Origin of the sequence: Pseudomonas sp. Irchel 3H9 (genome assembly GCF_900187495.1) — a bacterium.
GTDB classification, from domain to species: Bacteria; Pseudomonadota; Gammaproteobacteria; order Pseudomonadales; family Pseudomonadaceae; genus Aquipseudomonas; species Aquipseudomonas sivasensis.
In genome coordinates this window covers 663193-689155 of the sequence record NZ_FYDK01000003.1, presented here as the reverse complement: position 1 = coordinate 689155, position 25963 = coordinate 663193, and the positions used below count along the sequence as shown (strand labels likewise).

Here is a 25963-nt window from a genome sequence, read left to right as displayed (position 1 = left end):
CAGTGGAATAGTTGTAAAACTCCAATAACCCGGGTGTCGACTCATCAGTCACTCGCTGAGCAAGGTAACCGCCGAAACTTAACTCAAACTGAATGAACCGCTCTAGATCGCGGGTTTCAGTGATGTCAAAACGCGACTATTCCTACAAGAAAGGTGCGTTCTTCCTGATAAGTCTACAACAATGCCATCTGTCTGCCCGGCGGACAGAACGCCGTGCAATCCAGATTGAATCCTTCACGGCGATTGAGCCCCAGGCGTTTGATCGCCTTGCTGAAACGCTGGGCCAACAAATCAGCAAAAGGTCCTTCGCCCCGCATGCGCACACCGAAGCGGCTGTCATACACCTCGCCACCTCGCACCTGCCGCACCAGACTCATTACGTGAGCCGCACGCTGCGGGTAATGCGCCGTCAGCCACTCTTCGAACAACGGCGCCACTTCCAGGGGCAGGCGCAGCATCATGTACGCTGCGCTCTGCGCACCGGCGGCGTGCGCCTCGGTCAGCAGGCTCTCCAACTCACTGTCGTTGATCATCGGAATCATCGGCGAGCACAACACACCCACGGGAATCCCCGCCTCTCGCATCACACGGATCGCTCGCAACCGCGCCTTAGGCGCTGCCGTGCGCGGCTCCAGGATGCGCTTGAGCTCGTCGTCCAGACTGGTGAGGCTGATCATCACCGCCACCAGACGCTGGCGGGCCAACTCGGTGAGCAGGTCGAGGTCACGCAGGATCAGCGAACCTTTGGTAATGATGGTCACCGGATGTCGGTAGCGCAGCAGCACTTCGAGGGTCTGACGCGTGATCTTGTATTCACGCTCGATGGGCTGGTACGGATCGGTGTTGGAACCCAGGTTGATCGGCGCACACACATAGCCCGGCTTGGACAGCTGCTGCTCCAGCACGTCGGCCGCATTGCTCTTGGCGATCAGCTTGGTCTCGAAATCCAGCCCCGGTGACATGTCCCAATAGGCGTGGCTGGGCCGCGCATAGCAGTAGATGCAGCCATGCTCGCAACCGCGATACGGGTTGATCGAGCGATCAAACGGCAGGTCCGGTGAGTTGTTGCGGGTGATGATGGTTTTAGCCGTCTCAATACGCACCTCGGTGCCTTGGGTCGGCGGTACTTCCTGATACCAGCCATCGTCCTCGGCCACGCTGACCGAAGGCGCAAAGCGGTTGTGCAGGTTAGTGGCCGTGCCCCGGCCACGGGGCGGCAACGGAGTAGACATGAATACGCCTCGATACTGTTTTTATATACAGTATCGAGGCGCGACGTTTCTGACCAGTGCCGTTTGGCGGTCAGTGTTTTTGTGTGACCTGCCCCAGGTCATCGCCCGAGGTGGTGCGCATATCGTTTTTACGCATATCAGCCACGTCGCTGGCTTTCACCGGCGCACCTTTATTGCCCCAACTGCCACGGATGAAACTGACTACGTCCGCCACTTCCTGGTCCGACAGGCGCCAGGCAAATGCCGGCATGGTGAAGGTCGATGGCGCCGCGTGAGTGGCCGGCAAGGTGCCGCCGTTCAACACGATGTTGATCAGCGAGGTGGCATCCGCCGTCTGCAATACCGGGTTGCCCGCCAGCGCCGGGAACACGCGTGTATAGCCATGGCCGTCGGTGCGGTGGCAGGCCGCACAGTTGTCGATGTACACCGACGCACCCGGCTGGCTGTCATCGCCTTTCCACAGCGCCTGCGCTACCTGCTTGTCGTACACATGCGGCTGGTCCTTGGGATCGACTGCAGGCAGGCTCTTGAGGTAACGGGCGATAGCGGTCAAATCGTCTTCCGACATGTACTGCATGCTGTGGACTACAACGTCGCTCATACCACCAAACACCGCGCTGCGATCACTGCGACCGGTCTTGAGGAATTGCACCAGTTGCTCCTCGCTCCAACTGCCAAGGCCGTCCTTGTGGTCGCCGCGCAGGCTCTTGGCGATCCAACCTTCCAACGGCGCGCTGCCGGACAGGAAGGCATCGCCATCTGTGGCACTCAGGGCTTTTTCCTGCATGGTCAACGCACGGGGGGTGTGGCACGCGCCGCAGTGACCGAGGCCTTCCACTAGGTAAGCGCCACGACTTGTCACCGGGTCGGCACCTGCTACCGCTGGTGTGTCAGCCACTTCAGGGGCAAACATCCAACGCCACGCCGCCAACGGCCAACGCATGCTCAAGGGCCAGGGAATGTCGCTGTCCTTATTTGCTTGGGCGACGGGCTCCACGCCCTTCATGAAGTACGCGTACAACGCCTGCATATCGCTGTCGCTGACACGCGCGTAAGACGGGTACGGCATCGCTGGGTAAAGCGTACTACCGCTCTTGGCGACGCCATGGCGCACGGCCTTGTCGAAGTCTTCGAAGCTATAGTCGCCAAGGCCGGTCTTGTCCGGGGTGATGTTGGTGGAGTAGATCACGCCAATCGGGGTTTCCATAGGCAGCCCGCCTGCGAAGGGTTTGCCGCCCTTGGCGGTGTGGCAAGCCACGCAGTCACCGGCGCGGGCCAGGTATTCGCCTTGTCTGACCAGGTCGGTTTCGGCGGCGCTTATCGAGCAACTGCTGAGCAGCGCAAACGTGGCGATAACAAGTGCTTTCATGGTCATCGCTCCTTATGCCTGAACCAGTGGGCCGGGGTTTTTCAGGTACTGCTCACGGATCGCCCGGGCCGACCAGTAGGTCAGCGCCGCCACCAGGCCGGTAGGGTTGTAGCCCAGGCCCTGTGGGAAAGCGGACGCGCCAGGGACAAACACGTTGTGTACGTCCCAGCTCTGCAGGTAACGGTTCAACGCACTGGTTTTCGGATCGGTGCCCATGATCGCGCCACCATTGAGGTGGGTGGTCTGGTAAGACGCAGTGTTGAAATGCTCACCGACTTTTTTACCAAGTACAGCGATGGCCTTGGGGTTCATCGCTTCGGCAACCTTGCCCATTTTCTCGACCATGAAACGGTTCATCTTGATGTCGTTTTCCTGCCAATCGAACGTCATACGCAGCAGCGGCAGGCCGTAGGCATCGCGGTACACCGGGTCCAGATCCAGGTAGTTGCCTCGGTAGGATTGATGGGCACCGTGGGCGTCCATCGACACCTGATGGGTGTAGTAATCGGCGGTGGCGCGCTTCCACGCACTGCCCCAGGCCGGGGTGCCGGGCGGGTTGGACGTACCCGCAATTGGCCGACTGCCGGCCTGGTTGACCCACATCGGCGAGCCGCCCACAAAGCCGTGTGGGCCGTGGTCGAAGTTGTCCGCATTGAAGTCGTCCATCGCCACGCCATTACCGCCCGCGCCGATGAAGTTGTTGGTGTGGGTGTCCTTATCGAAGAAGGCCTTGATGGTTGCCATGTTCTGGTAAGCGAAGTTCCGGCCCACCACGCCTTCATTGGTAATCGGGTCGTACGGCTTGCCGATGCCCGACAGCAGCATCAGGCGCACGTTGTGAAACTGGAACGCGCCGAGGATTACCAAGTCCGCCGGCTGCTCGATTTCACGGCCCTGGGCGTCGATATAGGTCACGCCCGTGGCTTTCTTCTTGGTGCTGTCTAGGTTGACCTTGAGCACGTGGGAATTGGGGCGCAGTTCGAAATTCGGCACCTGACGCAGCGCCGGCAGGATGTTCACATTCGGCGAGGCCTTGGAGTACATGTAGCACACGTAGCCACTGCAAAAACCGCAGAAGTTGCACGGGCCCATCTGCGCGCCATAGGGGTTGGTGTAAGGCCCCGAGGTGTTGGCGGATGGCAAGTTGTAGGGTTTGTAACCCACATCGGCAGCCGCTTTCTGAAACAGCTGTGCGGAGACCGTATTTTTCTGCGCTTCCAACGGAAACGGGTTGGAACGATCCGGCGCGTAAGGGTTGCCGCCACGGCCTTCACCCACCAGCTGACCTTTAACGGTCCAAGCTTGGCCGGAGGTGCCGAAGACTTTTTCCGCATAGTCGAAGAACGGCTCCAGTTCTTCATAGCTGACGCCGAAGTCCTGGATAGTCATGTCCTTGGGAATGAAGTTTTTCCCGTAGCGTTCTTCGTAGTGGCTGCGCATGCGCAACTCGATCGGGTCGACACGAAAGTGCACACCGGACCAGTGCAGGCCCGCGCCACCCACGCCATTGCCCGGCAAAAAAGCGCCGAGCTGACGGTTAGGCAGGGCGACATCATTCACGCTATGGCGAATGGTCACCGTCTCTTTGGAAATGTCCTGGAAGAGTTTCTTACGCACGCTGTAGGTCAATTCGTCGATGACCTGAGGATAGTTACCGTCAGGGTACGTGTCCTGCATCGGGCCTCGCTCCAGCGCCAGCACGTTGAGGCCCGCTTCTGTCAGCTCCTTTGCCATGATCGCGCCGGTCCAGCCGAAGCCGACGATCACTGCATCCACTTTCTTCATGATGGTCGCCACGTTTATGCCCTCTCGCCACGGATGGAAACAGCCGGGAAGGGGTATTGCTCGTTGCGTTCCACCCAATCCATAAAGTCGGCGCGCGCGCCGGGGAAGCCGATCATGGTCCAGCCGACCATGCCCTTATTGCCACCGTGAATCGGGTCGCAGAAGAAGCCTTCCTTGGTGTTTTGCAGTAACAGGTTGAAGAAGATTTTCGGCGGTACGGCGTCGAAATGCGCCGCCACTTCGCCGCCACCAGCCTCCAGACGGCGCAGCATATCGTCTCGGGTAGCGCTGTCTTGCGCAGCAAAAGCTTTACCGTTGAAAGCTTTCGACCACGCATCCGTCGCGGCAATGCCCAGGCGATAAATTTCTTTGGGAACCAACTTGCTCTGCCAGCCCATCTCCGGCGCGGCGTCCGCGTTGAACGGACCTTGCATGTACCACAGCGCGCCGCTGGCGTACGGCGTGTTCATCTGACGGTCGATGTATTCCGGCACGCCGGCTTCCAGGGCACCTGGGCCTTGAGCATCTGCGGGGATCAAACGCTCGACGGCGGCGTTGATGAACGCCCATTCCTCAGCGATGAAATAGCTCGGCTCGTAGGCCTTGTCGTTCTTCGCAGGTTTGGCCGGCGCGGCATGGGCAGGCTCAGGCGTGGCCATCAGTATCGAGCCACCAAGGCCGGTACTCGCAACCGTGACCACCGGGATCAAGGTCAAGGATTTGCGCAAAAAATCACGCCGGGGGTTGTCTTGATCTTGATCAGACATGGGTGCACCTCATCATGTGGTCACGGGTTTATTCGGCCACTTCTGGGGAGCGGCTCGTCGGTATTTGGGCAATCAATAGTTACAAATGATAGCAGGCTAAGGATGTAGATTATGGATTCAGCGACCTAAGTCGAATAATTGCAGGCAAAAAAATGTGGGAGGGGACTTGCTCCCGATAGCGGCGGGTCAGCCAATCCAGAGGCTGGCTGACCTTGCGCTATCGGGGGCAAGCCCCCTCCCACATTGGCCCGGGTAGGGCCGTTAGTCTTTTTTCAATTTCGGATTCGGGAAGAATTGCACTGCCTGAACCTTGGGGTCGGCTGGCGCTTTAAGCGCAGACGTATTCACCCGCGTACCCAACTCCTTGGGCACCGACAGCCCTTGGTCATTGAGCGTATCGGTATACCCGCAGGCCACGCACTCGCGGTGCGGTACGTTGTCCTCGGTCCACATTTTCAGCTTGTCCGGCTCGCTGCACGCCGGGCAGACAGCCCCGGCGATGAATTGTTTTTTGGTGATCACAGGCCCGTCATTCATGCTGCCGCGTCCTCACTCAGGCCGCTGTGGCGCAAGAGCGCGTCAATCGACGGTTCGCGTCCGCGGAAGTCGACGAACAGCACCATCGGCGCCTGGGAACCACCACGCGCCAGGATCGCCTCGCGGAATGCGCGACCGGTCTCAGCGTTAAGTACGCCGTCCTCTTCGAACTTGGAGAAGGCATCCGCCGACAGCACTTCAGCCCACTTATAGCTGTAATAACCCGCCGCATAACCGCCCGCGAAGATGTGCGCAAAACTGTTAGGGAAGCGGTTGTAGGCTGGCGGACGCATGACCGACACCTCGTCGCGTACGCCTTCCAACACCTGCGCCACGCTGCGGCCATCACCGTGGGTGGCGTGCATCTCAAAGTCAAACAGCGAGAATTCCAACTGGCGGACCATCATCAAGCCGGATTGGAAATTCTTCGCCGCGAGCATTTTTTGCAACAAATCCTGAGGCAGCGGCTCACCGCTTTCATAGTGGCCGGAGATCAGCGCCAGGCCTTCGGGCTCCCAGCACCAGTTCTCCATAAACTGGCTCGGTAACTCCACCGCATCCCAGGCGACACCGTTGATGCCGGACACGCCAGCGTGCTCGACGCGGGTCAACAGGTGATGCAGGCCGTGGCCGAATTCGTGGAACAACGTGGTGACTTCATCGTGGGTCAGCAGGGCAGGCTTGCCACTGTCAGCCGGGGTGAAGTTGCACACCAGGTTGGCCACCGGGCTTTGCAGCACGCCGTCAACGGTGCGGCGACGGTCACGGGCGCCGTCCATCCAGGCACCGCCACGCTTGTTGGCGCGGGCGTAGAGGTCGAAAAAGAAGCGGCCGACGTGCTGGCCGTTTTCCTTGATCTCAAACAGGCGAACATCCGGGTGCCAGGTGTCGAAGCCTTTCTGCTCGGCGATCTCGATGCCATACAGGCGCTGCACGATGGCAAACAGGCCGCCCAACACTTTATCGATGGGGAAGTAAGCGCGCAGGGCTTCCTGGGACACGCTGTAGCGCTGCTCGCGCAGTTTTTCGCCGTAGAAACCGCTGTCCCAGCTTTGCAGGTCGGCGCAGCCTTGTTCGGCGGCATAGGCCTTGAGTTGCTGCAGATCCTGGGCGGCAAACGGCTTGCTGCGTTTGGCCAGGTCGCGCAGGAAACTCAGGACCTGATCGCTGGATTCAGCCATTTTGGTGGCCAGGCTCAGTTCGGAGAACGATGCGAAACCGAGCAGTTGCGCCAATTCCTGACGCAGGTCGAGGATCTGTTCCATCACCGGGCCGTTATCGTTCTGACCGGCATTCGGGCCTTGGTCCGACGCGCGGGTGCAGTAGGCCGCGTAAATTTCCTCACGCAGGGCGCGGTCGTGGGCGTAGGTCATCACCGCGTAGTAGCTGGGGAATTCCAGGGTGATCAGCCAGCCGTCGAGGCCTTTGGCTTGGGCAGCCGCTGCCATTTGCGCCTTGGCCGAGTCGGTCAGGCCAGCGAGGGTTGCCTCGTCGGTGACGTGTTTGGTCCAGGCCTGGGTCGCGTCCAACAGCTGGTTGGAGAACTTGCTGCCCAGCTCGGAGAGTTTGCTCTGCACTTCGGCATAACGCTTCTGCTGCTCGGGCGGCAGGTCGATACCCGACAGACGGAAGTCACGCAGAGAGTGCTCAAGGATGGTTTTTTGCGCCACGTCGAAGCCGGCGGCTTCAGGGCTGTTGGCCAGGGCTTCGAAGGCCTGGAACAGTTCGCGGTTCTGGCCCATCTCCGTGGAGTAGGCACTCAATGCCGGCAGGCAGCTTTCATAGGCCTCACGCAATTCGGCGCTGTTGCACACGGCGTTGAGGTGGCTAACGGGGCTCCAGGCGGCGCCCAGTCGGTCATTCAGTTCGTCCATGGCCAGCACCAGCCCGGCCCATGTCGGATTTTTACCCTGGCTTTGCAGGATGCCTTCGATGGCAACGCGGTTATCGGCGAGGATCTGTTCGATGGCCGGCTGCACGTGTTCGGCACGGATCGCCGAGAACGGCGGCAGGTCGTAGGACTGCAGAAGAGGGTTGTTCGCGCTCACGGTTGGCACCTTGGCTGAAGAAACATGTAAGAACAAAGATGGGGCCATCTTAATTACAATCAACGCCCACCGCAGCTATCAGCAGAAGAGAGAGAGGCTATCGTGACCCTTCGCACCTATCAGAACCACACGCCAACCCTGGGCGCCGGGGCTTTTGTCGATATTTCGGCGGTGGTGATCGGCGATGTCGAAATCGGCACCGACAGCTCGGTTTGGCCGCTGACCGTGATTCGCGGCGACATGCACCGCATCCGCATCGGTGCGCGCACCAGCGTGCAGGATGGCTGCGTGCTGCACATCACCCACGCAGGCCCCTTCAACCCGGACGGTTTCCCACTGCTGATCGGCGACGACGTGACCATCGCTCACAAAGTCATGCTGCACGGCTGCACCGTGGGCAACCGCATCCTGATCGGCATGGGCAGCATCGTGATGGACGGCGCCGTGGTGGAAGACGACGTGATTATCGGCGCCGGCAGCCTGGTGCCACCGGGCAAGAAACTCGACAGCGGCTTCTTGTATGTCGGCAGTCCGGTTAAACAAATCCGCGCGCTGACTGACAAGGAGCGCACATTTTTCACCTACAGCGCCGCGAACTACGTGAAGCTCAAAGACCTGCACTTGGCTGAAGGATTTGACCAATGAGCCTGCATTACCAAACCGTTTTGTTCGACCTGGACGGCACCCTCACCGATCCACGCGAGGGCATTACCCGCTCGATCCAATACGCCCTCGGCAAACTGGGCATCGATGAACCGGACCTGACCAAACTCGAACACTTCATCGGCCCGCCGTTGCTGCAAGCATTCATGCATTTCTACGACTTCGATGAAGCCAAGGCGTGGGAGGCGGTGAATTTCTATCGCGAGCGCTTCAAGGTCACGGGGCTGTATGAAAACCGCGTGTTCGACGGCGTGATGCCGCTGCTGGAAGACTTGAACAGCCAAGGTCGCCAGCTGTATGTAGCCACCTCAAAGCCGTGGGAATTCGCCCGTGAAATCGCCAGGCATTTCGACTTTGCCAAGCACTTCAAGGTGATCTACGGCAGCGAACTTGATGGGACGCGGACCAACAAGGTCGAGCTGATCGCCCATCTGATGCGCGAGGAAGGCCTAGAACCGGCGAACACCTTGATGATTGGTGATCGCAAGCACGACCTGATCGGCGCGCGTAGCAACGGGCTGGATTCGGCAGCCGTCGGTTATGGGTTTGGTAGTTTCGAAGAGTTGAACGCCGAGGCGCCGACGTGGCACTTCGAGACGTTGGCGCAGATGCATCAGGCGTTTTTGCAGCGCCCTTGAAGCCGCCATTGGGGGCAATCGTCTTCCCGCATGTTGAAAAACTGTGGGGGACTTGCCCCCGATGAGTCCCTAGAGCTCAACCTCCCTCCAACTGCCTCAACGCAGCCTTGCGCTGCACTACAGGCAACCCACCCAACTTCTCCACCGCAGCATAGAACTTCAGCCAATCCCCACCTTCCTGCCGGAACAACGCCGCAAATGCCGGCACCCACTGGTCATACAGCCCGAACGGTAGCAACCGCGCGTTGTTCATCGGCTGGTTGATCCAAGCGTCATAGCGCTTGTCCCCACCCCATTGGTTATCGCGCATTTTCCCGTAGTCACGGCGCAAGTACTCGAATTCGGCCGCCTTGGCCTGGCGCATCTGCGCGGCGGCCAAAGGCTGGGCGTAGAGCTTTTCCAGGCGCTTTCGAGTATCCAGGATCAGTTGGATAAATTGGTCACGCTGCTTTAACGTCGCATCGCTCAGCGGCGCCAGGCCACGGGCGGCGCGCCATTGGCGAGTGCCTTCCTGCTCGACAAAGTTGGCAAATGACTCGTTGAACTCGGTGTCGTCCTTCACATAAAAACGCTGATGCGCCAACTCATGGAAGATCAGCGTGGCCAGACGTTCATCGCCCCAGTTCATCATTGAACTGATGATCGGGTCATTAAACCAACCCAGCGTGGAATAGGCCTCAACACCGCCAATCGATACATCCATGCCTCGCTGGCGCAACAACGCAGCCTCACCCCGCGCGGCACCTTGGCTGTAATAGCCGCGATAAGCCACGCAACCAGCGATGGGGAAGCAGTGGTTTTCAGGAGACAGGGAAAATTCCTGCGTGGCGAACACATTCCAGACTACATAAGGCCGACCAATATCGGCGTACAGCCGGTAACTCTGATTGTCAGGCAGGTGCAGGTGTTCACTGGCGAAGGTTCGCGCTTTCTGGGACTGCGCCAAATGGTCACGTAGCTGCTTCGGGCGGGACGAGTCAGCGACGACCGCTGAAACCGGCTGCCGAGCCTGCAAAAGCTGCCATTGGCCACCCGCCAGTTGGCCGTAATAGCTAATGCTGGAACAACCGCTGAGCAGCACAACCATCAACCCCGGAAGAAAACGCCTGACCATGCCCTCACTGCTCCTGGGTGATAGGTTCGTGTTTATACTGACCGCGATACCCGTCCTATCACCGAGTGCCTGTCATGCGTCAGCTCTTGCTTTGTGTCGCCGCCGTGTTCATCAGCGCCTGTACGTCGACCCCGATGCCTGCCGCCGATCCGCAACAAGCCTGGATTGATTTTGCGACGCCGACGCCGGGTGCCAAGCTGGTGATGGCGCAGCGCCTGGACGGCAAGAACCTTAACGATGGACGTTACTTCCAATTCCCGCCTGGCAGCCACGAGCTGATGGTTCGTTTTGATTTTGAAGTGCCTACGGGCGGAAATTTCAGCAGCTTTGGCCAAACGACCGAGCGAACCTGCTTCATAACCCTGCAGTACGACCATTTCGAAGCTGGCCAACGCTATCGCCTGGAAGGGCGCTCACTGGGCTACACGCCGAATATCCGCCTGTATAACGCTGCCCGCCAATTACTGGCTGAAGAACGCAGCGTGAACTGCCTCTGATCAGTCGTTGTTTTTTTGGTAAACGATTGCTTTGGTGCCGTTCTCACAACTGCCGACGACCATGGCCACGTCGTGCTTCTCAGCTTCTTCCTTGCTAACGATCTCAAGCGTGTAGGACGGCACAGCGTTAGCCTGGATCTTGACCTCGATCTCTTTCCTAAGCTCTTCACAATCTTTCGGCGCGGCCACGGCCGAAGTGGCCAACACACCGCAGATGATCGCCAAGGCAAAACGTTTCATGTGTGAAGCTCCCTGAATACAGTGCGCACGGGTGTGCGCCTAGGCTGCATATGGCTATTCGACCACAGTTTGGAAACACGAGTTCTGATTTAACTCAGAATTGAACGTGAAAGGGGGCTTGCTCCCGATAGCGGCGCATCAGTCAACATTTCTGTAACTGACCGACCGCTATCGGGAGCAAACCCCCTCCCACAGTGGACCTGCTGTGTTAGTTAACCAGCGTGGCATCCAGGCTGATTTTCGCATTCAGCACTTTGGACACCGGGCAGCCTTCTTTCGCCTTCTTGCTCAGCTCATCAAACTGCGCCTGGCTCGCGCCGGGAATTTTGGCCTTGAGGATCAGATGCACCGCAGTGATCGCGAAGCCGCCATCCACTTGGTCCAACGTCACTTCGGCTTGGGTGTCGATGCTGTCAGCCTTAAGCCCCGCATCGCCCAGGATCATGGAAAACGCCATGGAGAAGCAGCCGGCATGGGCCGCGCCGATCAGTTCTTCTGGGTTGGTACCCTTGCCACCCTCGAAACGGGCCTTGAAGCCGTAAGGCGCTTCGCGCAGCACGCCGGTTTCCGTGGAGATGGAACCCAGGCCAGTCTTAAGGTCGCCTTCCCAATGCGCGGATGCTTTTTTAACAATACTCATAGCTTTCTCCTCGAACGGTGGTTTTGCGTCAGTAAGGGTTCTGAGGATAGTCAGCATGGCAAAGTTCATCTTGTCGGAGAAACCTAGCAATTCAGTAGGAAATTTCCACCCTCGCTATTGAATCTCGGGTATATGCCCTCATTGCATAGAACATGCATATGAAGCGGCAGGTTTTGGATAGTCTAAAAAGCCTGCGCCCCAATTGGAGAAGCAGGCTTATGAAATCGCTGTCCGACGTGAAGTTCTCGACCCTCGACCTGGTGCCCGTACGGGCCAACGGCAGTGTGGCGCAGTCGTTGCGCAATTCCCTGGATTTGGCCCAGCACGTGGAAAAGTTTGGCTACAACCGTTTTTGGGTGGCTGAACACCACAATATGGACGGCATCGCCAGCTCAGCCACCTCGGTATTGCTGGGTTACCTGGCCGGCGGCACGTCGACTATCCGCGTCGGCTCCGGCGGCGTGATGCTGCCCAACCACGCGCCGCTGGTGATCGCCGAACAGTTCGGCACCCTGGAAAGCCTCTACCCCGGACGTATCGACCTGGGCCTTGGCCGCGCACCAGGTTCCGACCAGATGACCGCCCGTGCCCTGCGCCGTGAGCGCTCCGGCAGCGCGGATGACTTCCCGCAAGACGTGGCCGAACTGATGGCCTACTTGGGCCCACGCACGCCGGACCAACGGGTGATCGCCGTACCCGGCACCGGCACCAACGTGCCGGTCTGGTTGCTCGGTTCCAGCCTGTTCAGCGCACAGCTGGCAGGCGAACGCGGTTTGCCCTACGCCTTCGCCTCGCATTTCGCACCGCGTCTGATGCACGAGGCAATTCGCGTCTACCGCAATCACTTCAAGCCGTCGGCTGTGCTGGACAAGCCCTACGTGATGCTCGGCATTCCGCTGGTGGCGGCCGACACCGACGAACAGGCCGACTACCTGGCCACCTCGGTTTACCAACGCATCCTTGCGCTAATGCGCGGGCAAAGCCTGGTGCAGCGACCGCCGGTCGATACCATGGATGGCCTGTGGCTGCCCCATGAAAAAGACGCTGTAGGCAGTTTCCTCGGCCTGGCGATGGTGGGAAGCCCGGCGAAGATCCGCGCCAAGCTGGAGGTGTTGGTAGAGCAGACCGGCGCCGATGAGTTGATCTTCACCAGCGACCTGTACGAACACGCCGACCGGATTCATTCCTACGAGCTGCTGGCTCAAGTGATGAAGGGCTAACATCCAGGCGAAAAAAAACCGACGCACCTGCGTCGGTTTTTTATGTCTGCAACACAGGATTAACCGCGCTTGTAGACGATTTCCTTGGTGCCACCTTCACAGCTACCGACCACTTTAGCGTCGGTTGAGGCGCCTTTATCCACCACTTCCAGCGAATAACCCGAAGCGCCCTTGGCGTCGATTTTCGCTGCAATTTCGCTTTTCAGTTCGTCACAAGGCTTGCCCGCCGCCAGGGCTGTGCCTGCAATGCTCAACAAACCTACCGCTAACAGGAACTTCTTCATCCGTTACTTTCCTTGCGCTGATCGAAAAGAGTGTGCCGACGCTCATCACGTCGGCACCCATTGTTTGTAGCGCAGGTTATGGCAATCGGCCAGCCAGCAAAGTTCAACTCGCCCTATCAACTACTGGCAATTCGGAACCCCACCTTGAGGGTGACCTGGTAGTGGGCGACCTTGCCATTTTCGATATGCCCACGAGTTTCAGTCACCTCAAACCACTCCAAGTGCTTGATGCTTTTGTTGGCTTCAGCAATGGCGTTGTTGATGGCGTCTTCGATGCTCGTGGTCGACGAGCCAACCAATTCGACTTTCTTGTAGGTGTGATGATCACTCATGGCGTTTCTCCTAGGGGTCGTCAATCAAGACTAGCAGTGAATATTCGTACTGCTTCTGGCGGTTATTCCCACTCGAAAGTTCAGATTTACTGCACTTTCTGAAACCGCTGGAGTCGGTATCTACACACGCCACTCAATCACTTCAGGAGAGTCCAAATGGCCAACACTTCTTTACGTAAAGCGTCGCTGGAAAGCATGGAAGCCGAGATTTCGAGCCTGCTCAAGTCCCTTGAAAGCCTCAAGGACGATGCGTCCGATGAGTCGCGCAAAACGTTGAAGGCCCTGAAAAGTAACGCCGAGAATGCTCTCAAGCACTCCCGCCACCTGATCAGCGACGCCTATGAAGAAAGCAAAGTCAAAATCCGCGAAACCAGCGTTGCTACCCGCGACTACGCCCAAGAGCACCCATGGACTACAGCCGGTGTGGCGGTAGGCGCATTGGGCCTGCTGGCGGCGTACCTGCTCTGCAAACGCGGTGACTGATTGACCGGCTAAACAGGCTGGCGCATCAGCTCAGCTTTGAGCCACTGCGCCAGTTGCCCGGCGCGCCCGTCTGCGGCGCGCTTGGGTAGCCACAATGCCAGGTGCGCCGGAGTTTCACTGAAACCCCACGGCGCCACCAGGCGACCTGCACGCAAGTCCTCCGCCACCAACGGCTCCGGAGCGATCGCTACACCCAGCCCGGCCACCGCCGCTTCCAGCAAATAATACAAATGCTCAAAACCCTGGCCGTGTTTCAGCGCGCCCGACGCGATGCCGTGTTGCTGCGCCCAACTTGGCCAGGCTTGCGGACGCGATGTGGTGTGCAGCAGCGCTTCGCCACATAAAGCCGAGGCGGGCGCGAGCCGCAGACGCTCGTAACCGATAAAGCGCGGGCTCATCACCGGGCCGATGCGTTCGCTGGCCAGCTCATACACCTGCATGTCCGCCGGCCAAGGTGGCTCGGCGAATAGCAGCAGGGCATCGAGACCGGGACGCCGAGGATCAAGGTCGCCGTCACCCGCCGACAAGTGCAGGCGCAAGTCCGGCAAGTCTGAGTTCAGACGCCCCAAGCGCGGGATCAACCAACGCGCCAGCAAACTCCCCGAGCAGCCGAGCACGAAGGGCGCATCGGCGCTGGCCTGAGTCAATTCGGCGCAGACATCCCTTAAACGTTCGAACGCCTCGAAACTGGCATCCCGAAGTCGAACGCCGGAATCTGTGAGTTTAAGGCCGCGCCCGTCTTTGGCGAAAAGGCTCACCCCCAGGTGCTCCTCCAGCACCTTCAACTGCCGGCTGACTGCACCGTGGGTCACGTGCAATTGCTCAGCAGCTTGGCTGACGCTATTAAGCCGAGCGGTGGCTTCAAAGGCGCGCAGGGCATTGAGGGGCGGAAGGTCTCGACTCATCTGTGAGTTTTCCTGACAGGTTGCGGCAATCTTATCGGTTTTCAGCCTGGGGCGTGAGGGGTAGAGTGGCCCTCATTGTTTCTTACACATCTTCTTTCCTGGAGCGTCCCATGACTCAGTCCCAGACCGATCTGCGCAACGGCCCTGACGCCAGCGGCTTGTTTGGCGCGTTCGGCGGCCGCTACGTCGCCGAAACACTGATGCCGTTGATCCTCGACTTGGCCCGCGAATACGAAGCGGCCAAGATTGATCCGGCGTTCAATGAAGAATTGGCCTACTTCCAGCGCGACTACGTCGGCCGCCCAAGCCCACTCTATTTCGCCGAACGCCTGACCGAGTTCTGCGGCGGCGCCAAGATCTACCTCAAGCGTGAAGAGCTGAACCACACCGGCGCGCACAAGATCAACAACTGCATCGGCCAGATCCTGCTGGCACGGCGCATGGGCAAAAAACGCATCATCGCCGAGACCGGTGCCGGCATGCACGGTGTGGCCACTGCCACCGTCGCAGCGCGTTTCGGCCTGCAATGCGTGATCTACATGGGCACTACCGACATCGAGCGCCAGCAGGCCAACGTATTCCGCATGAAACTGTTGGGCGCTGAAGTCATCCCCGTGGTCGCCGGCACCGGCACCCTGAAAGACGCCATGAACGAAGCCCTGCGTGACTGGGTAACCAACGTCGACGACACCTTCTACCTGATCGGCACCGTGGCCGGCCCACACCCGTACCCGGCGATGGTGCGCGACTTCCAGGCCGTGATCGGCAAGGAAACCCGCACTCAGCTGCAAGCCCAGGAAGGCCGCCTGCCGGACAGCCTGGTGGCGTGCATCGGCGGCGGATCTAACGCCATGGGCCTGTTCCACCCCTTCCTGGATGACACCAGCGTCGAGATCATCGGCGTTGAAGCCGCCGGCCATGGCATCGAAACCGGCAAGCACGCCGCCAGCCTCAACGGCGGCGTACCGGGCGTGCTGCACGGCAACCGTACCTTCCTGCTGCAGGACGACGATGGCCAGATCATCGATGCCCACTCGATTTCCGCCGGTCTCGACTACCCCGGTATCGGCCCGGAACACGCCTGGTTGCACGATATCGGCCGCGTCCAGTACACCTCGGTGACTGACCACGAAGCCCTTGAGGCCTTCCACAAATGCTGCCGCCTGGAAGGGATCATTCCTGCCCTGGAAAGCGCCCACGCGCTGGCCGAAGTGTTCAAGCGCGCACCGTCCTTGCCAAAGGATCACCTGATGGTGGTCAACTTGTCCGGCCGTGGCGACAAAGACATGCAGACCGTCATGCATCACATGGAAACCGCCCAGCAGGAGAAACACTGATGAGCCGCCTGCAAACCCGCTTTGCGCAACTGAAAGAACAAAACCGCGCCGCCTTGGTGACCTTCGTCACTGCCGGTGACCCCGGTTATGACACCTCGCTGGCGATCCTCAAAGGCTTGCCTGCTGCTGGCGCCGATGTGATCGAACTGGGCATGCCCTTCACCGATCCGATGGCCGACGGTCCAGCCATCCAACTGGCAAACATCCGCGCCCTGGAAGCCAAGCAGAACCTGCTGAAAACCCTGCAGATGGTTCGCGAGTTCCGTAAAGACAACAACGACACTCCGCTGGTGTTGATGGGTTACTTCAACCCGATCCACAAATACGGCGTGCCTAAGTTCATCGCCGACGCCAAAGAGGCCGGTGTAGATGGCCTGATCGTGGTCGACATGCCACCTGAGCATAACGGCGAGCTGTGCGACCCGGCGCAAGCGGCGGGTATCGACTTTATCCGCCTGACCACGCCGACCACCGACGACGTGCGTCTGCCAACCGTCCTCAACGGCAGCTCCGGCTTTGTGTACTACGTTTCGGTAGCCGGCGTGACCGGTGCCGGTGCCGCCACCCTGGAGCACGTCGAAGAGGCCGTGACCCGCCTGCGTCGCCATACTGACCTGCCGATCAGCATCGGTTTTGGTATCCGCACGCCGGAACAAGCCGCCGCTATCGCGCGCTTGGCGGACGGTGTGGTGGTGGGGTCGGCGTTGATCGATCACATCGCCAATGCCAGCAACGGCCAACAAGCCATCGACGGGGTGTTGAGCCATTGCGCGGCGCTGTCGGAAGGTGTGCGTAACGCCCGTAAGTAAGCGCCATGTAGCGAGAGGTAAAGTTCCTGATACAGAGGAATCAACTCGCAGCTTCACGGCCTAAACAGCAAGACCAAGGGATTTCGAACCTCGTTCGAAATCCCTTTTTTGTTTGTGTGCCCTGAGGAATACCCGATGAAAATGCCCAAATCCGTGATTGCAGGTCTAGGTGTACTGGTGCTTGGCGCCAGCGCCCTGGTGCAAGCCGCACCGCCTGACCAGCGAGGTGATGACCGTGGCGGCCCGCAGGGCCAGCACGAGCAACGTGGCGACGACCATCGCGGTCCGCAGGCCAACCGTCGCGGCGGCCCACCTCAGGACTTCGGCCCGGTGCGCCAGATCATCCACGATAACCACGGCCAGTTCTCCCGTGGCGCGCCGCCGCCGCCGAATGTGCGCCTGGTACGCGGCCAGCCGCTACCGCGCGGTTACTACGGCGAACGCCTGGACAACCGCGCCCTGGCGCGCCTGCCGGTTTACCCGGGTTACGAATGGCGCCGTTCGGGGCCGGATGTGGTGTTGATCGCGGTGGGCACCGGCATCGTTTACGAAATTCTTGATGGTGTTCTGAACTAAGGTCTTACTGGCGAGCGGGCTTGCCAGAGCAAGCCCGCTCGCCACAGGTTATTCATTCAGCTCAATACGTTCGACTTTGCCTACAAGCAATATGTAAGAAAGCGCCCCAAGCAACGCCAGCACCGCAATATAGGTAATCGCCGGCGCAAACGAATCGCCGCTGGCCAAAAAGCCAATCACGATGGGCGTGGCAATCGCCGACAGGTTGCCGATGAAATTGAATACGCCGCCGGTCAGACCCAGCAAACGCGCAGGCGCGAGGGTCGATACCAGCGACCAGGTAATCGACGCCAGGCCGTTACCAAAGAACGCCACCGCCAGGAACGCAATCACCCACGCCGTTGAGTCCACGTAGTTGGCGCCGATGATCGCCGTGGAAATCAACAGCCCGCCAATGATCGGCAACTTACGCGCAAAACCCACCGAAGCGCCTCGGCGAATCAGCCAGTCGGAAAAAATCCCCGAACACAGCACACCCACAAACGCGGCCAGGAACGGCAGCGACGCCAGCAGGCCGGACTTGATGAAGTCCATGCCGCGATATTTCACCAGGTAGGTTGGGAACCACGTCAGGAAAAACCACAGCGTTGAGTTCAGGCAAAACTGGCCCAGGTAGATGCCCCAGAGCTTGCGCTTGCTCAGCACGATGCCCAGGTCGACCCAGCTGAATGGTGCCTTGGTGGCTTTTTCCTGCATATCCACGAGGCCGCCGCCATCACGGATCAGTTGGATTTCAGCGTCGTTGGCGCCTTTGAAGTCCTTCGGCTCGCGGTACACGGCGTACCAGATCCCCGCCCACAAAATACCGACACCACCGGTCACGACAAACACCATGTGCCAGCCGTAATAGTGTTGAAGCCAAGCCAGTACCGGCGTGAGGAACGCCAACCCGACGAATTGCCCGGAGGTGTAGAAACCGATCGCCGTCGCGCGCTCACGCTCAGGAAACCAAGTGGTGACCACGCGGCTGTTGATCGGGTAGGCCGGGGCTTCGAGCGCGCCAACGGCCATGCGCAATACAAACAGCGCGATGAAGCTGGCAGCGAAGCCGAGCATCACCGTGGCGATGGACCATAACAGCAAGGCGACGGTGTAGAGGATACGCGGCGGCACTCGATCCACCAGCCAACCGCCGGGGATCTGCATGGCGGCATAGGTCCAGCCGAACGCCGAGAAAATCAGCCCGACATGTACCGGGTCGATGCCCAGCTCGCTGGTCAACGCCGGGGCGGCAATCGACAGGTTGCTGCGGTCGAGGTAGTTGATCACCACGGTGATAAACAACAGCACCATGATGAAGAAGCGCTTTCTGGTAGGCGTGACTAAAGAAGCCTGCCCGGTGAAGGATTCAGGGTGCATGGGGGTTGCCTCTTCTTATGTTTGTTGAGGACTGAAACTGAGCTGACTGAAGAAATCGGATCAACCTGTGGGAGGGGGCTTGCCCCCGATTGCAGTCTGCCTGCTATGGATGTACTAGCTGACACACCACTATCGGGGGCAAGCCCCCTCCCACATTTTTTGACCGCATTGATTCAGTCAGAGGCTATTACCACTCGGCAAAGCTGCCATCAGCATGACGCCAGATCGGGTTGCGCCAGCGATGGCCGATGGCCGCGCGTTCGATCACGTATTCCTCGTTGATCTCAATGCCCAGGCCCGGCCCGTTAGGGATCTTCACGAAACCCTGGTCATAGTCGAACACGCCCGGATCACGCACATAGTCGAGCAGGTCATTGCTCTCGTTGTAGTGAATGCCCAGGCTTTGCTCCTGGATAAACGCGTTGTAGCAAACCGCATCCAGTTGCAGGCACGCCGCCAGGGCGATCGGGCCCAGCGGGCAGTGCAGGGCCAGGGCCACGTCGTAGGCTTCGGCCATGTTGGCGATCTTGCGGGTTTCGGTGATGCCGCCAGCGTGGGAGGCATCCGGCTGGATGATGTCGACGTAGCCTTCACTGAGCACGCGCTTGAAGTCCCAACGCGAGAACAGGCGCTCGCCCAGGGCAATCGGCGTGCTGGTCAGCGGTGCCAGTTCCTTGAGCGCTTCGTAGTTTTCGCTGAGCACCGGCTCTTCGATAAACATCAGCTTGTACGGGTCCAGCTCTTTCATCAGCACCTTGGCCATGGGCTTGTGCACCCGGCCATGGAAGTCGACGCCGATGCCCACGTTAGGGCCGACCGCATCACGCACGGCAGCCACGTTGGCCAGGGCCAGGTCGACTTTTTCGAAGCTGTCGACGAATTGCAATTCTTCGGTGCCATTCATTTTCACGGCGGTAAAACCGCGAGCCACGGCCTCTTTGGCAGCGCGGGCGGTGTCGGCCGGGCGGTCGCCGCCGATCCACGAGTACACGCGAATCTTGTCGCGCACCTGGCCACCCAACAGGTCGCTGACGGACACACCGAGGGCCTTGCCCTTGATGTCCCACAGCGCCTGGTCGATACCCGCGAGGGCGCTCATGTGAACAGCGCCGCCACGGTAGAAGCCGCCGCGGTAGAGCACGGTCCAGATGTCTTCGATATTGCGTGGGTCTTTGCCGATCAGGTAGTCGGACAGTTCCTCGACGGCAGCGGCCACAGTGTGAGCGCGGCCTTCGACTACGGGCTCACCCCAACCGGTCACGCCCTGGTCGGTTTCAACCTTGAGGAAGCACCAGCGCGGCGGGACGATAAAGGTCGTCAGTTTGGTGATTTTCATCTGTTATCTCTCTTATAGATGCAGCGCCAGGGGCGCGGAACTTGATATCAGCTCAGGGCTTTCCATGCGGCGACATACGCTTGGGCGCGGCTCGCTACCTGATCCACTGTCATACCCGGTTTGAACAACCCGGAACCCAGCCCGAACCCTTTGGCGCCGGCATCGGTAAACACCTGCATGTTGTCCGGGGTGATGCCGCCCACCGGCAGCAACAGCGTGCCGGCTGGCAATACTGCAAGCCACGCCTTGATCACCGCCGGGCCCATTTGCTCGGCCGGGAACAGCTTCAACACATCGGCGCCTTCGGCCAGTGCGGCGAACGCTTCGGTGGGCGTAGCCACACCCGGCGACAGGTACAGGCCTGCGGCTTTCGCGGCGCGCAAGACCTTGGCATCGCTGTGGGGCATAACGATCACCTGGCCGCCAGCGGCTTTGACCTGCTCGACCTGCTCCGGCGTCAACACCGTCCCGGCACCGATCAGGCAATCGGCGGGCAGGCTGTCGCGCAGGGTGCGGATGCTGGTGTAAGGGTCCGGCGAATTCAGCGGGACTTCGATCACACGAAAACCGGCGTCGTACAGCACCTGGCCGACCGCCTGGGCCTCGTCAGGGCGCAGGCCGCGCAGGATCGCGATCAAACCGTTTTGTGCGAGTGCTTGCTTGAGCATGTCAGGCCTCCGTTGCAGGTTGAGTGAGCCCGGCGGCCACTGCCAGTTGCCACAGGCCGCGCTCGGTCGCTTCCTGCGCCAGGCTGACGTGGGCGAAACCGCAGAGGGCGAGGGCGCGTTGGTAGCGCACGCACAGCGGGCCGGCGCCTACCAGGATGATGGGGATGTGCCGTGCACTGGCTGGCAAGCCGGCCAGTTCATGACCGATCAGCAGGCCGGATAAGTAATCGGGCTGCTGCTCAGGGGTGAGTTCGGCGGTCAGGCCCAGGGTGCGCGCACTGAACAAGGTCGACAGCACGCCGCGCTGGCCATCTTTTGACAGCGCCACTTGAACGCCGCGGTCGAAAGCCTCGGCCTGGAACTGCTCGGATACCTTTTGCGTACGCCCCAAGAGGCTGTGCTTGCTCAGCACCGCGAACAGTTCACCGGTCATGAAGGTATCGAAGTGGGTGATGCAACCTTCCACCACCTCGACCCATTTGGAATGACTGCCGGGCAGGCCGATCAGCAATTCACCAGCGACCGACAGGCTTTGCAGCACACCCAGCACCTGGGTTTCTTCGCCGCGCATCACGTTGGGCAAGCCGACCTGCTCGATCACGCCGGGCACGATATGCACATCGACACCGCGCAGGCTGCGTACCGTGTGCAACGCCTTGCCCAGGCTGGCGACGTCGACCGGCGTGCTGCGATACGCCGCTTCGCTCCAGCCTTGGGCGCTGCCGACCATACCGCAGGCAATCACCGCAAGATTGGGTTGGGCGTCGAGCCAATCGCCGCACGCCGTATCGAACGCCAACTCGAAGCCATCGCTGCAGCGCACACCGGCAATGTCCCGGGGCTCGCTGGGCAAATGCATGATGCCCGACGCCAGCGAGCGCTGTTCCAGCACTACGCCCGCGGGGCCGAGTTTATAAGCACGAAGGGAGCTGGTCCCCCAATCGAGCGCGATCAATTGCGCCTGCATCGCTTCACCTGAAATGAGTGGGTGCTGAAAAAAGCAGATGGGCGAATATAAACCTATGGCCGGATATATCTCAATATATAAATAACAGTCCCATATAGTGAGACGAAACAAGATAAATCCTACAACTTCCTCGCCTTTTACTGCGGGAAGGAACGGGTTTCATCTGATAAAGAGAGGTTAAAAAACCGACAGGTCCAGCTCGCGCATCGCACCCATCCAGATCGCGTAGTCGGTGTGATCCTTCAAGTCATCACCGGTATCAGGGTGCAGGAACACCACCAAACCGTTGCGATGGATCACCAGCCACGGCAGCACCACGCCGATGTATTCGGGGTCGAACGCCAACTGGCAGCTCCAGTCCGGGTGTGGGCCTACGGGTTTTTCGTGCACACGTCCCATACGCAGTGGGAAGAGTTTGGCGGCGTCTTCGCACAGGGTGCGCGCCTGCTCAATGGTGCTTGCGTCGAAGTAGATATGGGCGTGATAGCCCTTGATACGTTGCATGACGGACTCCGGATCCAATGTGCGGCAAATCCTAGACCGCAATCGACGGCAGGGCCAGTCCGGTCAGGGACTGCGCGCTGCTGGCCTGTTCTGCCTGCAACCAGTCGACGAAACGTTCGACCAACTGTCCACGCCGCTTGCGCTGGGGCTGCACCACGTAATAGCCAAAGCGCGAAATCACCGTATTGCCGATCGGTCGGCACAACCAGTTCTGTTCCAGCAGGTTATCCACCAAATGGCGCCAGCCGATCGCCACCCCTTGGCCGGCAATCGCTGCCTGGATCAGCAAGGTGTAGTTGTCGAAGCGAAGCTGGCCGGGGGTGGGCGCAGCGCTGATGCCCAGCTCGCGGAATACGCCACTCCAGTCGAACCACTGGCTGTTGTTTTCCTGGCGCAAGTGCAGCAAAGGCACATCGTGCAGATTCTGTAACGTCAGCGGCGCGGATTGGTCCTTGAGCCACTGCGGGCTGCACACCGGGAACACTTCCTCATTGAACAGCCAAAGGCTGTCGCCCTGCTTGAAGCGGCCGTCGCCAAACAGCACGGCCACGTCAATGTCGCTGCGCAGGGTCGCGTGATTACGCTCGCTGGTCACCAAGCTCACATCGACCTGAGGGTTGGCCTGATGGAAACGGTGCAGGCGCGGCATCAGCCAGTAGGCCGCGAAGGCGAAGTCGGTGGCCACTTGCAGGACTTCGTGCTGATCCTGCTGGGTGATGGCGCTGAGGCCCTGATTAATGGTTTGCAGGCCACCTTGCACATGCTCGAACAGCAAGGCGCCGGCGTCCGTCAGTTCGATGCCGCGGTAGATGCGATCAAACAGGCGGACCGCCAACTGTTCTTCCAGGCGCTTGATCTGCTGGCTGATCGCTGGTTGAGTGGTGCCCAGCTCCATCGCGGCGGCGGTAAAGCTGCGATGACGTGCCGCCGCTTCAAACGCGCGCAGCAGGTCGAGGGACAGGTCACCAAGGGATTCATACATAAGCTGTGCTTATCCTAGACATTGCTTTTCATGGGCTTTACCCCATTTTCCATGGGCCGCATGCTCAATCGCATAAACACCGCCTATGGAATGCCGAGAACCCATGAAGCGCAAGAACATTCTTTTCATCATGGCCGATCAAATGGCCGCGCCGATGCTGCCGTTCTACGGTTCCTCCCCGATCAAGCTGCCCAATCTGAGCCGCCTCGCCGAGCAAGGCGTGGTGTTCGACGCCGCCTATTGCAACAGCCCGCTGTGCGCACCCTCGCGCTTTACCTTGGTCAGCGGCCAATTGCCGAGCAAGATTGGCGCCTACGACAACGCGGCTGATTTCCCCGCCGATGTACCGACCTACGCTCACTACCTGCGTCGTCTCGGTTACCGCACTGCGCTGTCGGGCAAGATGCATTTCTGCGGCCCCGACCAACTGCACGGCTACGAGGAACGCCTGACCAGCGACATCTACCCCGCCGACTACGGCTGGGCAGTGAACTGGGACGAGCCGGACGTGCGCCCCAGCTGGTACCACAACATGTCCTCGGTGCTGCAAGCCGGTCCTTGCGTGCGCACCAATCAGCTGGATTTTGACGAAGAGGTGGTGTTCAAGGCCCAGCAGTACCTGTTCGACCATATTCGTGAGGACGGCGACCAGCCGTTCTGCCTGACCGTATCCATGACCCATCCCCACGACCCGTACACCATTCCCAAGCCGTTCTGGGATCTGTACGACGACAACGACATTCCTTTGCCTGCAACGCCCGCGCAAAGTGATCTCGACCCGCATTCCCAGCGCCTGCTCAAGGTCTATGACCTGTGGGACAAGCCGCTGCCTGTGGATAAGATCCGCGATGCGCGCCGGGCTTACTTTGGCGCCTGCAGTTACATCGACAGCAATGTCGGCAAGCTGCTGCAAACCCTGGAAGACACCGGCCTGGCCGACGACACGGTTATCGTGTTCTCCGGCGACCACGGCGACATGCTCGGCGAGCGCGGCCTCTGGTACAAAATGCACTGGTTTGAAATGGCAGCCCGCGTGCCGCTGCTGATCTGCGCTCCGGGGCAGTTTGCGGCGGGCCGCGTGTCCAACGCCGTGTCCACCGCCGACCTGCTGCCGACCCTGGTGGAACTGGCCGGCGGTCAACTCGACCCACACCTGCCACTCGATGGCCGCTCGCTGATCCCGCACTTGCAAGGGCAGGGCGGGCACGACGAAGTGTTCGGCGAATACATGGCCGAAGGCACCATCAGCCCGCTGATGATGATTCGCCGTGGCGCCTACAAATTCATCTACAGCGAAGACGACCCTTGTCTACTGTTCGATGTGCACAACGACCCGCACGAGCGGAAAGAGCTCAGCCAGTCACCGGAACACCGGCCACTGTTCGAGGCGTTTTTGAATGAAGCGCGGGCCAAATGGGACATCCCGGCGATCCACCAGCAGGTGCTCGCCAGCCAACGCCGTCGACGCCTGGTGTTTGAGGCGCTGACCCAAGGCAAGCTGAAGAGCTGGGATCACCAGCCACTGGTCGACGCCAGTCAGCAATACATGCGCAACCATATCGACCTCGATGACCTGGAGCGCAAGGCACGTTATCCACAACCCTGCCAAAACCAATAAATACAGAGGGAAGGCCATGCAAAAGTTATCTGTGATAGTGGGCATGCTGGTGCTGGGCAGCGCCAATGTGTATGCAGACACCAGCTGTGAAACCGTAAAAATGGCCGATCCGGGCTGGAGCGATATCGCGGCCACCAATGCCATCACCGGTTTTCTGCTGACGAGCATGGGCTACAAACCCAAGGTCGACACCCTGGCGGTGCCGATTACCTTTGGCGGGCTCAAAGACGGCCAGGTGGATGTGTTCCTCGGCAACTGGATGCCCGCGCAGCAGGGTTTTTACGACAAGTTCGTGGCCAATGGCGATGTGGTGCAACTGGCGAAAAACCTCGACGGCACCGAGTTCACCCTCGCCGTGCCGGACTACGTGTGGGACGCGGGTGTGCATGACTTCGCCGACCTGAACAAATTTGCCGACAAGTTCGACAAGAAGATCTACGGCATCGGCTCCGGCGCGCCGGCGAATATCTCGTTGCAGGAGATCATCAAGAAGAATGACTTTGATCTGGGCCAATGGAAGCTGGTCGAGTCCAGCGAACAAGCGATGCTCGCGGAAGTGTCGCGGGCGGTGAAGAAACAGCGCTTCGTCACCTTCCTCGGTTGGACCCCGCACCCGATGAACGTGCAGTTGAAAATGCACTACCTCAAAGGTGGGGAAAAGTATTTTGGTGACACCGGCAGCGTTTATACCTTGACCCGCAAAGGTTATGCACAAGCCTGCCCGAACGTAGGAAAACTGCTGACCAACCTGAGTTTCACCCAGGAGATGGAGAACAGCATCATGGCCGAAGTGGCCAACAACAAGGTCAGCAACGCCGATGCGGCGAAGGCATGGATCAAGGCCAATCCGGCAGTATTGGATAAGTGGCTGGATGGGGTGAAAACCGTGGATGGCAAGGACGCGTTGCCGGCAGTAAAGGCCAAACTCTAGGGCCTTGCGCTATTCCAATGTGGGAGGGGGCTTGCTCCCGATAGCGGAGTGCCAGTCAGAGAGATTTAGACGGGTCCACCTATATCGGGAGCAAGCCCCCTCCCACAAGGACCAGTGTGTAC

At 59.8% G+C, this 25963-nt stretch carries 28 protein-coding genes; 10 read left to right on the top strand and 18 right to left on the bottom strand.

All coding sequences use genetic code 11. The features are described 5' to 3' along the window. Window positions 1–173: 173 nt before the first annotated feature. The 6 genes from CKW32_RS14930 to prlC all read right to left on the bottom strand — a co-directional run bounded on the left by CKW32_RS14930 (window position 174) and on the right by prlC (window position 7786). Entirely contained in the window at window positions 174–1232 is a 1059-nt protein-coding gene (locus CKW32_RS14930) for a PA0069 family radical SAM protein (protein WP_095185290.1), read from the bottom strand. A 70-nt stretch (window positions 1233–1302) separates the two neighbouring features. Further along, window positions 1303–2601 (bottom strand): cytochrome c, encoded by a 1299-nt coding sequence (locus CKW32_RS14925; RefSeq protein ID WP_095185289.1) that lies wholly within the window; start codon window positions 2599–2601, stop codon window positions 1303–1305. 12 nt (window positions 2602–2613) lie between these two features. After that, window positions 2614–4398, bottom strand: a complete 1785-nt coding sequence (locus CKW32_RS14920) for a GMC family oxidoreductase (protein WP_032885087.1) — start codon at window positions 4396–4398, stop codon at window positions 2614–2616. 2 nt (window positions 4399–4400) lie between these two features. Further along, window positions 4401–5153 (bottom strand): gluconate 2-dehydrogenase subunit 3 family protein, encoded by a 753-nt coding sequence (locus CKW32_RS14915; RefSeq protein ID WP_095185288.1) that lies wholly within the window; start codon window positions 5151–5153, stop codon window positions 4401–4403. A 261-nt stretch (window positions 5154–5414) separates the two neighbouring features. Continuing rightward, window positions 5415–5690 (bottom strand): YheV family putative zinc ribbon protein, encoded by a 276-nt coding sequence (locus CKW32_RS14910; protein WP_032885090.1) that lies wholly within the window; start codon window positions 5688–5690, stop codon window positions 5415–5417. Beyond that, complete coding sequence (prlC, locus tag CKW32_RS14905; protein ID WP_177434273.1) at window positions 5687–7786, bottom strand: oligopeptidase A; 2100 nt, start codon at window positions 7784–7786, stop codon at window positions 5687–5689. The genes CKW32_RS14910 and prlC overlap by 4 nt, the downstream gene beginning before the upstream one ends. 54 nt (window positions 7787–7840) lie before the next feature. On the opposite strand from prlC, the gene CKW32_RS14900 reads away from it, so the two are divergent. Next, window positions 7841–8383, top strand: coding sequence for a gamma carbonic anhydrase family protein (locus CKW32_RS14900; RefSeq protein ID WP_095185286.1), 543 nt, complete (start codon window positions 7841–7843; stop codon window positions 8381–8383). After that, on the top strand, window positions 8380–9039 hold the full coding sequence (locus tag CKW32_RS14895) for an HAD family hydrolase (protein WP_095185285.1): 660 nt from the start codon (window positions 8380–8382) through the stop codon (window positions 9037–9039). Before CKW32_RS14900 ends, CKW32_RS14895 begins: the two co-directional genes overlap by 4 nt. A gap of 76 nt (window positions 9040–9115) precedes the next feature. On the opposite strand, the gene CKW32_RS14890 is transcribed toward CKW32_RS14895, so the two are convergent. Then, window positions 9116–10153 (bottom strand): aminopeptidase, encoded by a 1038-nt coding sequence (locus CKW32_RS14890; protein WP_095185284.1) that lies wholly within the window; start codon window positions 10151–10153, stop codon window positions 9116–9118. Window positions 10154–10227: 74 nt separating this feature from the next. Here CKW32_RS14890 and CKW32_RS14885 point away from each other — a divergent pair, with 74 nt between their 5' ends. After that, window positions 10228–10650 carry a lipoprotein gene (locus tag CKW32_RS14885; RefSeq protein ID WP_032885099.1) on the top strand — a complete coding sequence of 141 codons (423 nt, stop codon included), beginning with the start codon at window positions 10228–10230 and terminating at the stop codon, window positions 10648–10650. Here the strand turns inward: CKW32_RS14885 and CKW32_RS14880 are convergent, their stop codons facing one another. Further along, window positions 10651–10890 (bottom strand): DUF1161 domain-containing protein, encoded by a 240-nt coding sequence (locus tag CKW32_RS14880; RefSeq protein WP_032885100.1) that lies wholly within the window; start codon window positions 10888–10890, stop codon window positions 10651–10653. A gap of 208 nt (window positions 10891–11098) precedes the next feature. Continuing rightward, on the bottom strand, window positions 11099–11530 hold the full coding sequence (locus tag CKW32_RS14875) for an OsmC family protein (RefSeq protein ID WP_010207768.1): 432 nt from the start codon (window positions 11528–11530) through the stop codon (window positions 11099–11101). A 218-nt stretch (window positions 11531–11748) separates the two neighbouring features. On the opposite strand from CKW32_RS14875, the gene CKW32_RS14870 reads away from it, so the two are divergent. Beyond that, window positions 11749–12750 (top strand): LLM class flavin-dependent oxidoreductase, encoded by a 1002-nt coding sequence (locus CKW32_RS14870; protein WP_032885102.1) that lies wholly within the window; start codon window positions 11749–11751, stop codon window positions 12748–12750. Between the two features lie 59 nt (window positions 12751–12809). Here the strand turns inward: CKW32_RS14870 and CKW32_RS14865 are convergent, their stop codons facing one another. Both CKW32_RS14865 and CKW32_RS14860 read right to left on the bottom strand, forming a co-directional pair. Beyond that, window positions 12810–13034, bottom strand: a complete 225-nt coding sequence (locus CKW32_RS14865; RefSeq protein ID WP_032885104.1) for a DUF1161 domain-containing protein — start codon at window positions 13032–13034, stop codon at window positions 12810–12812. A gap of 116 nt (window positions 13035–13150) precedes the next feature. Beyond that, a complete protein-coding gene (locus CKW32_RS14860) occupies window positions 13151–13366 on the bottom strand; it encodes a dodecin (protein WP_032885105.1) in 216 nt (71 codons plus the stop codon). Window positions 13367–13522: 156 nt separating this feature from the next. Between CKW32_RS14860 and CKW32_RS14855 the strand changes: the two genes are divergently transcribed. Beyond that, window positions 13523–13849, top strand: a complete 327-nt coding sequence (locus tag CKW32_RS14855) for a YqjD family protein (RefSeq protein WP_032885107.1) — start codon at window positions 13523–13525, stop codon at window positions 13847–13849. 8 nt (window positions 13850–13857) lie between these two features. Here the strand turns inward: CKW32_RS14855 and CKW32_RS14850 are convergent, their stop codons facing one another. Next, the gene (locus tag CKW32_RS14850) at window positions 13858–14754 is read right to left on the bottom strand and encodes a LysR family transcriptional regulator (protein ID WP_095185283.1); all 897 of its coding nucleotides are present in this window, start codon (window positions 14752–14754) and stop codon (window positions 13858–13860) included. A 110-nt stretch (window positions 14755–14864) separates the two neighbouring features. Between CKW32_RS14850 and trpB the strand changes: the two genes are divergently transcribed. The 3 genes from trpB (at window position 14865) to CKW32_RS14835 (ending at window position 17476) form a co-directional block, all read left to right on the top strand. Beyond that, window positions 14865–16091, top strand: coding sequence for a tryptophan synthase subunit beta (gene trpB / locus CKW32_RS14845; protein ID WP_032885111.1), 1227 nt, complete (start codon window positions 14865–14867; stop codon window positions 16089–16091). Then, entirely contained in the window at window positions 16091–16900 is an 810-nt protein-coding gene (gene trpA / locus CKW32_RS14840) for a tryptophan synthase subunit alpha (RefSeq protein ID WP_095185282.1), read from the top strand. The genes trpB and trpA overlap by 1 nt, the downstream gene beginning before the upstream one ends. Window positions 16901–17035: 135 nt before the next feature. Further along, window positions 17036–17476: an anti-virulence regulator CigR family protein gene (locus CKW32_RS14835; RefSeq protein ID WP_032885113.1), complete on the top strand. Its 441-nt coding sequence runs from the start codon at window positions 17036–17038 to the stop codon at window positions 17474–17476. 48 nt (window positions 17477–17524) lie between these two features. Here the strand turns inward: CKW32_RS14835 and CKW32_RS14830 are convergent, their stop codons facing one another. The 6 genes from CKW32_RS14830 to CKW32_RS14805 form a co-directional block, all read right to left on the bottom strand. Continuing rightward, window positions 17525–18835, bottom strand: a complete 1311-nt coding sequence (locus CKW32_RS14830; RefSeq protein ID WP_095185281.1) for an MFS transporter — start codon at window positions 18833–18835, stop codon at window positions 17525–17527. Between the two features lie 187 nt (window positions 18836–19022). Further along, the gene (gene dgoD, locus CKW32_RS14825) at window positions 19023–20171 is read right to left on the bottom strand and encodes a galactonate dehydratase (protein ID WP_003170741.1); all 1149 of its coding nucleotides are present in this window, start codon (window positions 20169–20171) and stop codon (window positions 19023–19025) included. Between the two features lie 47 nt (window positions 20172–20218). Beyond that, window positions 20219–20839: a 2-dehydro-3-deoxy-6-phosphogalactonate aldolase gene (locus CKW32_RS14820; RefSeq protein WP_095185280.1), complete on the bottom strand. Its 621-nt coding sequence runs from the start codon at window positions 20837–20839 to the stop codon at window positions 20219–20221. A gap of 1 nt (window position 20840) precedes the next feature. Then, window positions 20841–21806, bottom strand: a complete 966-nt coding sequence (locus tag CKW32_RS14815) for a 2-dehydro-3-deoxygalactonokinase (RefSeq protein WP_032885118.1) — start codon at window positions 21804–21806, stop codon at window positions 20841–20843. Between the two features lie 177 nt (window positions 21807–21983). Next, window positions 21984–22310, bottom strand: a complete 327-nt coding sequence (locus CKW32_RS14810; protein WP_032885120.1) for a DOPA 4,5-dioxygenase family protein — start codon at window positions 22308–22310, stop codon at window positions 21984–21986. A gap of 31 nt (window positions 22311–22341) precedes the next feature. Next, complete coding sequence (locus tag CKW32_RS14805; protein WP_032885121.1) at window positions 22342–23292, bottom strand: LysR family transcriptional regulator; 951 nt, start codon at window positions 23290–23292, stop codon at window positions 22342–22344. 103 nt (window positions 23293–23395) lie between these two features. Here CKW32_RS14805 and betC point away from each other — a divergent pair, with 103 nt between their 5' ends. Together betC and choX are read left to right on the top strand one after the other, a co-directional pair. Continuing rightward, complete coding sequence (gene betC, locus CKW32_RS14800; protein ID WP_095185279.1) at window positions 23396–24910, top strand: choline-sulfatase; 1515 nt, start codon at window positions 23396–23398, stop codon at window positions 24908–24910. Window positions 24911–24926: 16 nt separating this feature from the next. Then, window positions 24927–25841, top strand: coding sequence for a choline ABC transporter substrate-binding protein (choX, locus tag CKW32_RS14795; RefSeq protein WP_095185278.1), 915 nt, complete (start codon window positions 24927–24929; stop codon window positions 25839–25841). The last annotated feature ends 122 nt before the right edge of the window (window positions 25842–25963 follow it).

Excerpts from the sequence above, each read along its gene's own strand:
- trpB (WP_032885111.1), top strand. The coding sequence starts at position 14,865 with ATGACTCAGTCCCAGACCGATCTGCGCAACGGCCCTGACGCCAGCGGC.
- CKW32_RS14810 (WP_032885120.1), bottom strand. The coding sequence starts at position 22,310 with ATGCAACGTATCAAGGGCTATCACGCCCATATCTACTTCGACGCAAGC.
- CKW32_RS14885 (WP_032885099.1), top strand. The coding sequence starts at position 10,228 with ATGCGTCAGCTCTTGCTTTGTGTCGCCGCCGTGTTCATCAGCGCCTGT.
- CKW32_RS14860 (WP_032885105.1), bottom strand. The coding sequence starts at position 13,366 with ATGAGTGATCATCACACCTACAAGAAAGTCGAATTGGTTGGCTCGTCG.
- CKW32_RS14870 (WP_032885102.1), top strand. The coding sequence starts at position 11,749 with ATGAAATCGCTGTCCGACGTGAAGTTCTCGACCCTCGACCTGGTGCCC.
- CKW32_RS14850 (WP_095185283.1), bottom strand. The coding sequence starts at position 14,754 with ATGAGTCGAGACCTTCCGCCCCTCAATGCCCTGCGCGCCTTTGAAGCC.
- trpA (WP_095185282.1), top strand. The coding sequence starts at position 16,091 with ATGAGCCGCCTGCAAACCCGCTTTGCGCAACTGAAAGAACAAAACCGC.
- CKW32_RS14925 (WP_095185289.1), bottom strand. The coding sequence starts at position 2,601 with ATGAAAGCACTTGTTATCGCCACGTTTGCGCTGCTCAGCAGTTGCTCG.
- CKW32_RS14830 (WP_095185281.1), bottom strand. The coding sequence starts at position 18,835 with ATGCACCCTGAATCCTTCACCGGGCAGGCTTCTTTAGTCACGCCTACC.
- CKW32_RS14865 (WP_032885104.1), bottom strand. The coding sequence starts at position 13,034 with ATGAAGAAGTTCCTGTTAGCGGTAGGTTTGTTGAGCATTGCAGGCACA.
- CKW32_RS14930 (WP_095185290.1), bottom strand. The coding sequence starts at position 1,232 with ATGTCTACTCCGTTGCCGCCCCGTGGCCGGGGCACGGCCACTAACCTG.
- CKW32_RS14910 (WP_032885090.1), bottom strand. The coding sequence starts at position 5,690 with ATGAATGACGGGCCTGTGATCACCAAAAAACAATTCATCGCCGGGGCT.
- CKW32_RS14820 (WP_095185280.1), bottom strand. The coding sequence starts at position 20,839 with ATGCTCAAGCAAGCACTCGCACAAAACGGTTTGATCGCGATCCTGCGC.
- CKW32_RS14880 (WP_032885100.1), bottom strand. The coding sequence starts at position 10,890 with ATGAAACGTTTTGCCTTGGCGATCATCTGCGGTGTGTTGGCCACTTCG.
- CKW32_RS14805 (WP_032885121.1), bottom strand. The coding sequence starts at position 23,292 with ATGTATGAATCCCTTGGTGACCTGTCCCTCGACCTGCTGCGCGCGTTT.
- prlC (WP_177434273.1), bottom strand. The coding sequence starts at position 7,786 with ATGGCCCCATCTTTGTTCTTACATGTTTCTTCAGCCAAGGTGCCAACC.
- CKW32_RS14890 (WP_095185284.1), bottom strand. The coding sequence starts at position 10,153 with ATGGTCAGGCGTTTTCTTCCGGGGTTGATGGTTGTGCTGCTCAGCGGT.
- betC (WP_095185279.1), top strand. The coding sequence starts at position 23,396 with ATGAAGCGCAAGAACATTCTTTTCATCATGGCCGATCAAATGGCCGCG.
- CKW32_RS14855 (WP_032885107.1), top strand. The coding sequence starts at position 13,523 with ATGGCCAACACTTCTTTACGTAAAGCGTCGCTGGAAAGCATGGAAGCC.
- dgoD (WP_003170741.1), bottom strand. The coding sequence starts at position 20,171 with ATGAAAATCACCAAACTGACGACCTTTATCGTCCCGCCGCGCTGGTGC.
- CKW32_RS14915 (WP_095185288.1), bottom strand. The coding sequence starts at position 5,153 with ATGTCTGATCAAGATCAAGACAACCCCCGGCGTGATTTTTTGCGCAAA.
- choX (WP_095185278.1), top strand. The coding sequence starts at position 24,927 with ATGCAAAAGTTATCTGTGATAGTGGGCATGCTGGTGCTGGGCAGCGCC.
- CKW32_RS14835 (WP_032885113.1), top strand. The coding sequence starts at position 17,036 with ATGAAAATGCCCAAATCCGTGATTGCAGGTCTAGGTGTACTGGTGCTT.
- CKW32_RS14815 (WP_032885118.1), bottom strand. The coding sequence starts at position 21,806 with ATGCAGGCGCAATTGATCGCGCTCGATTGGGGGACCAGCTCCCTTCGT.
- CKW32_RS14875 (WP_010207768.1), bottom strand. The coding sequence starts at position 11,530 with ATGAGTATTGTTAAAAAAGCATCCGCGCATTGGGAAGGCGACCTTAAG.
- CKW32_RS14895 (WP_095185285.1), top strand. The coding sequence starts at position 8,380 with ATGAGCCTGCATTACCAAACCGTTTTGTTCGACCTGGACGGCACCCTC.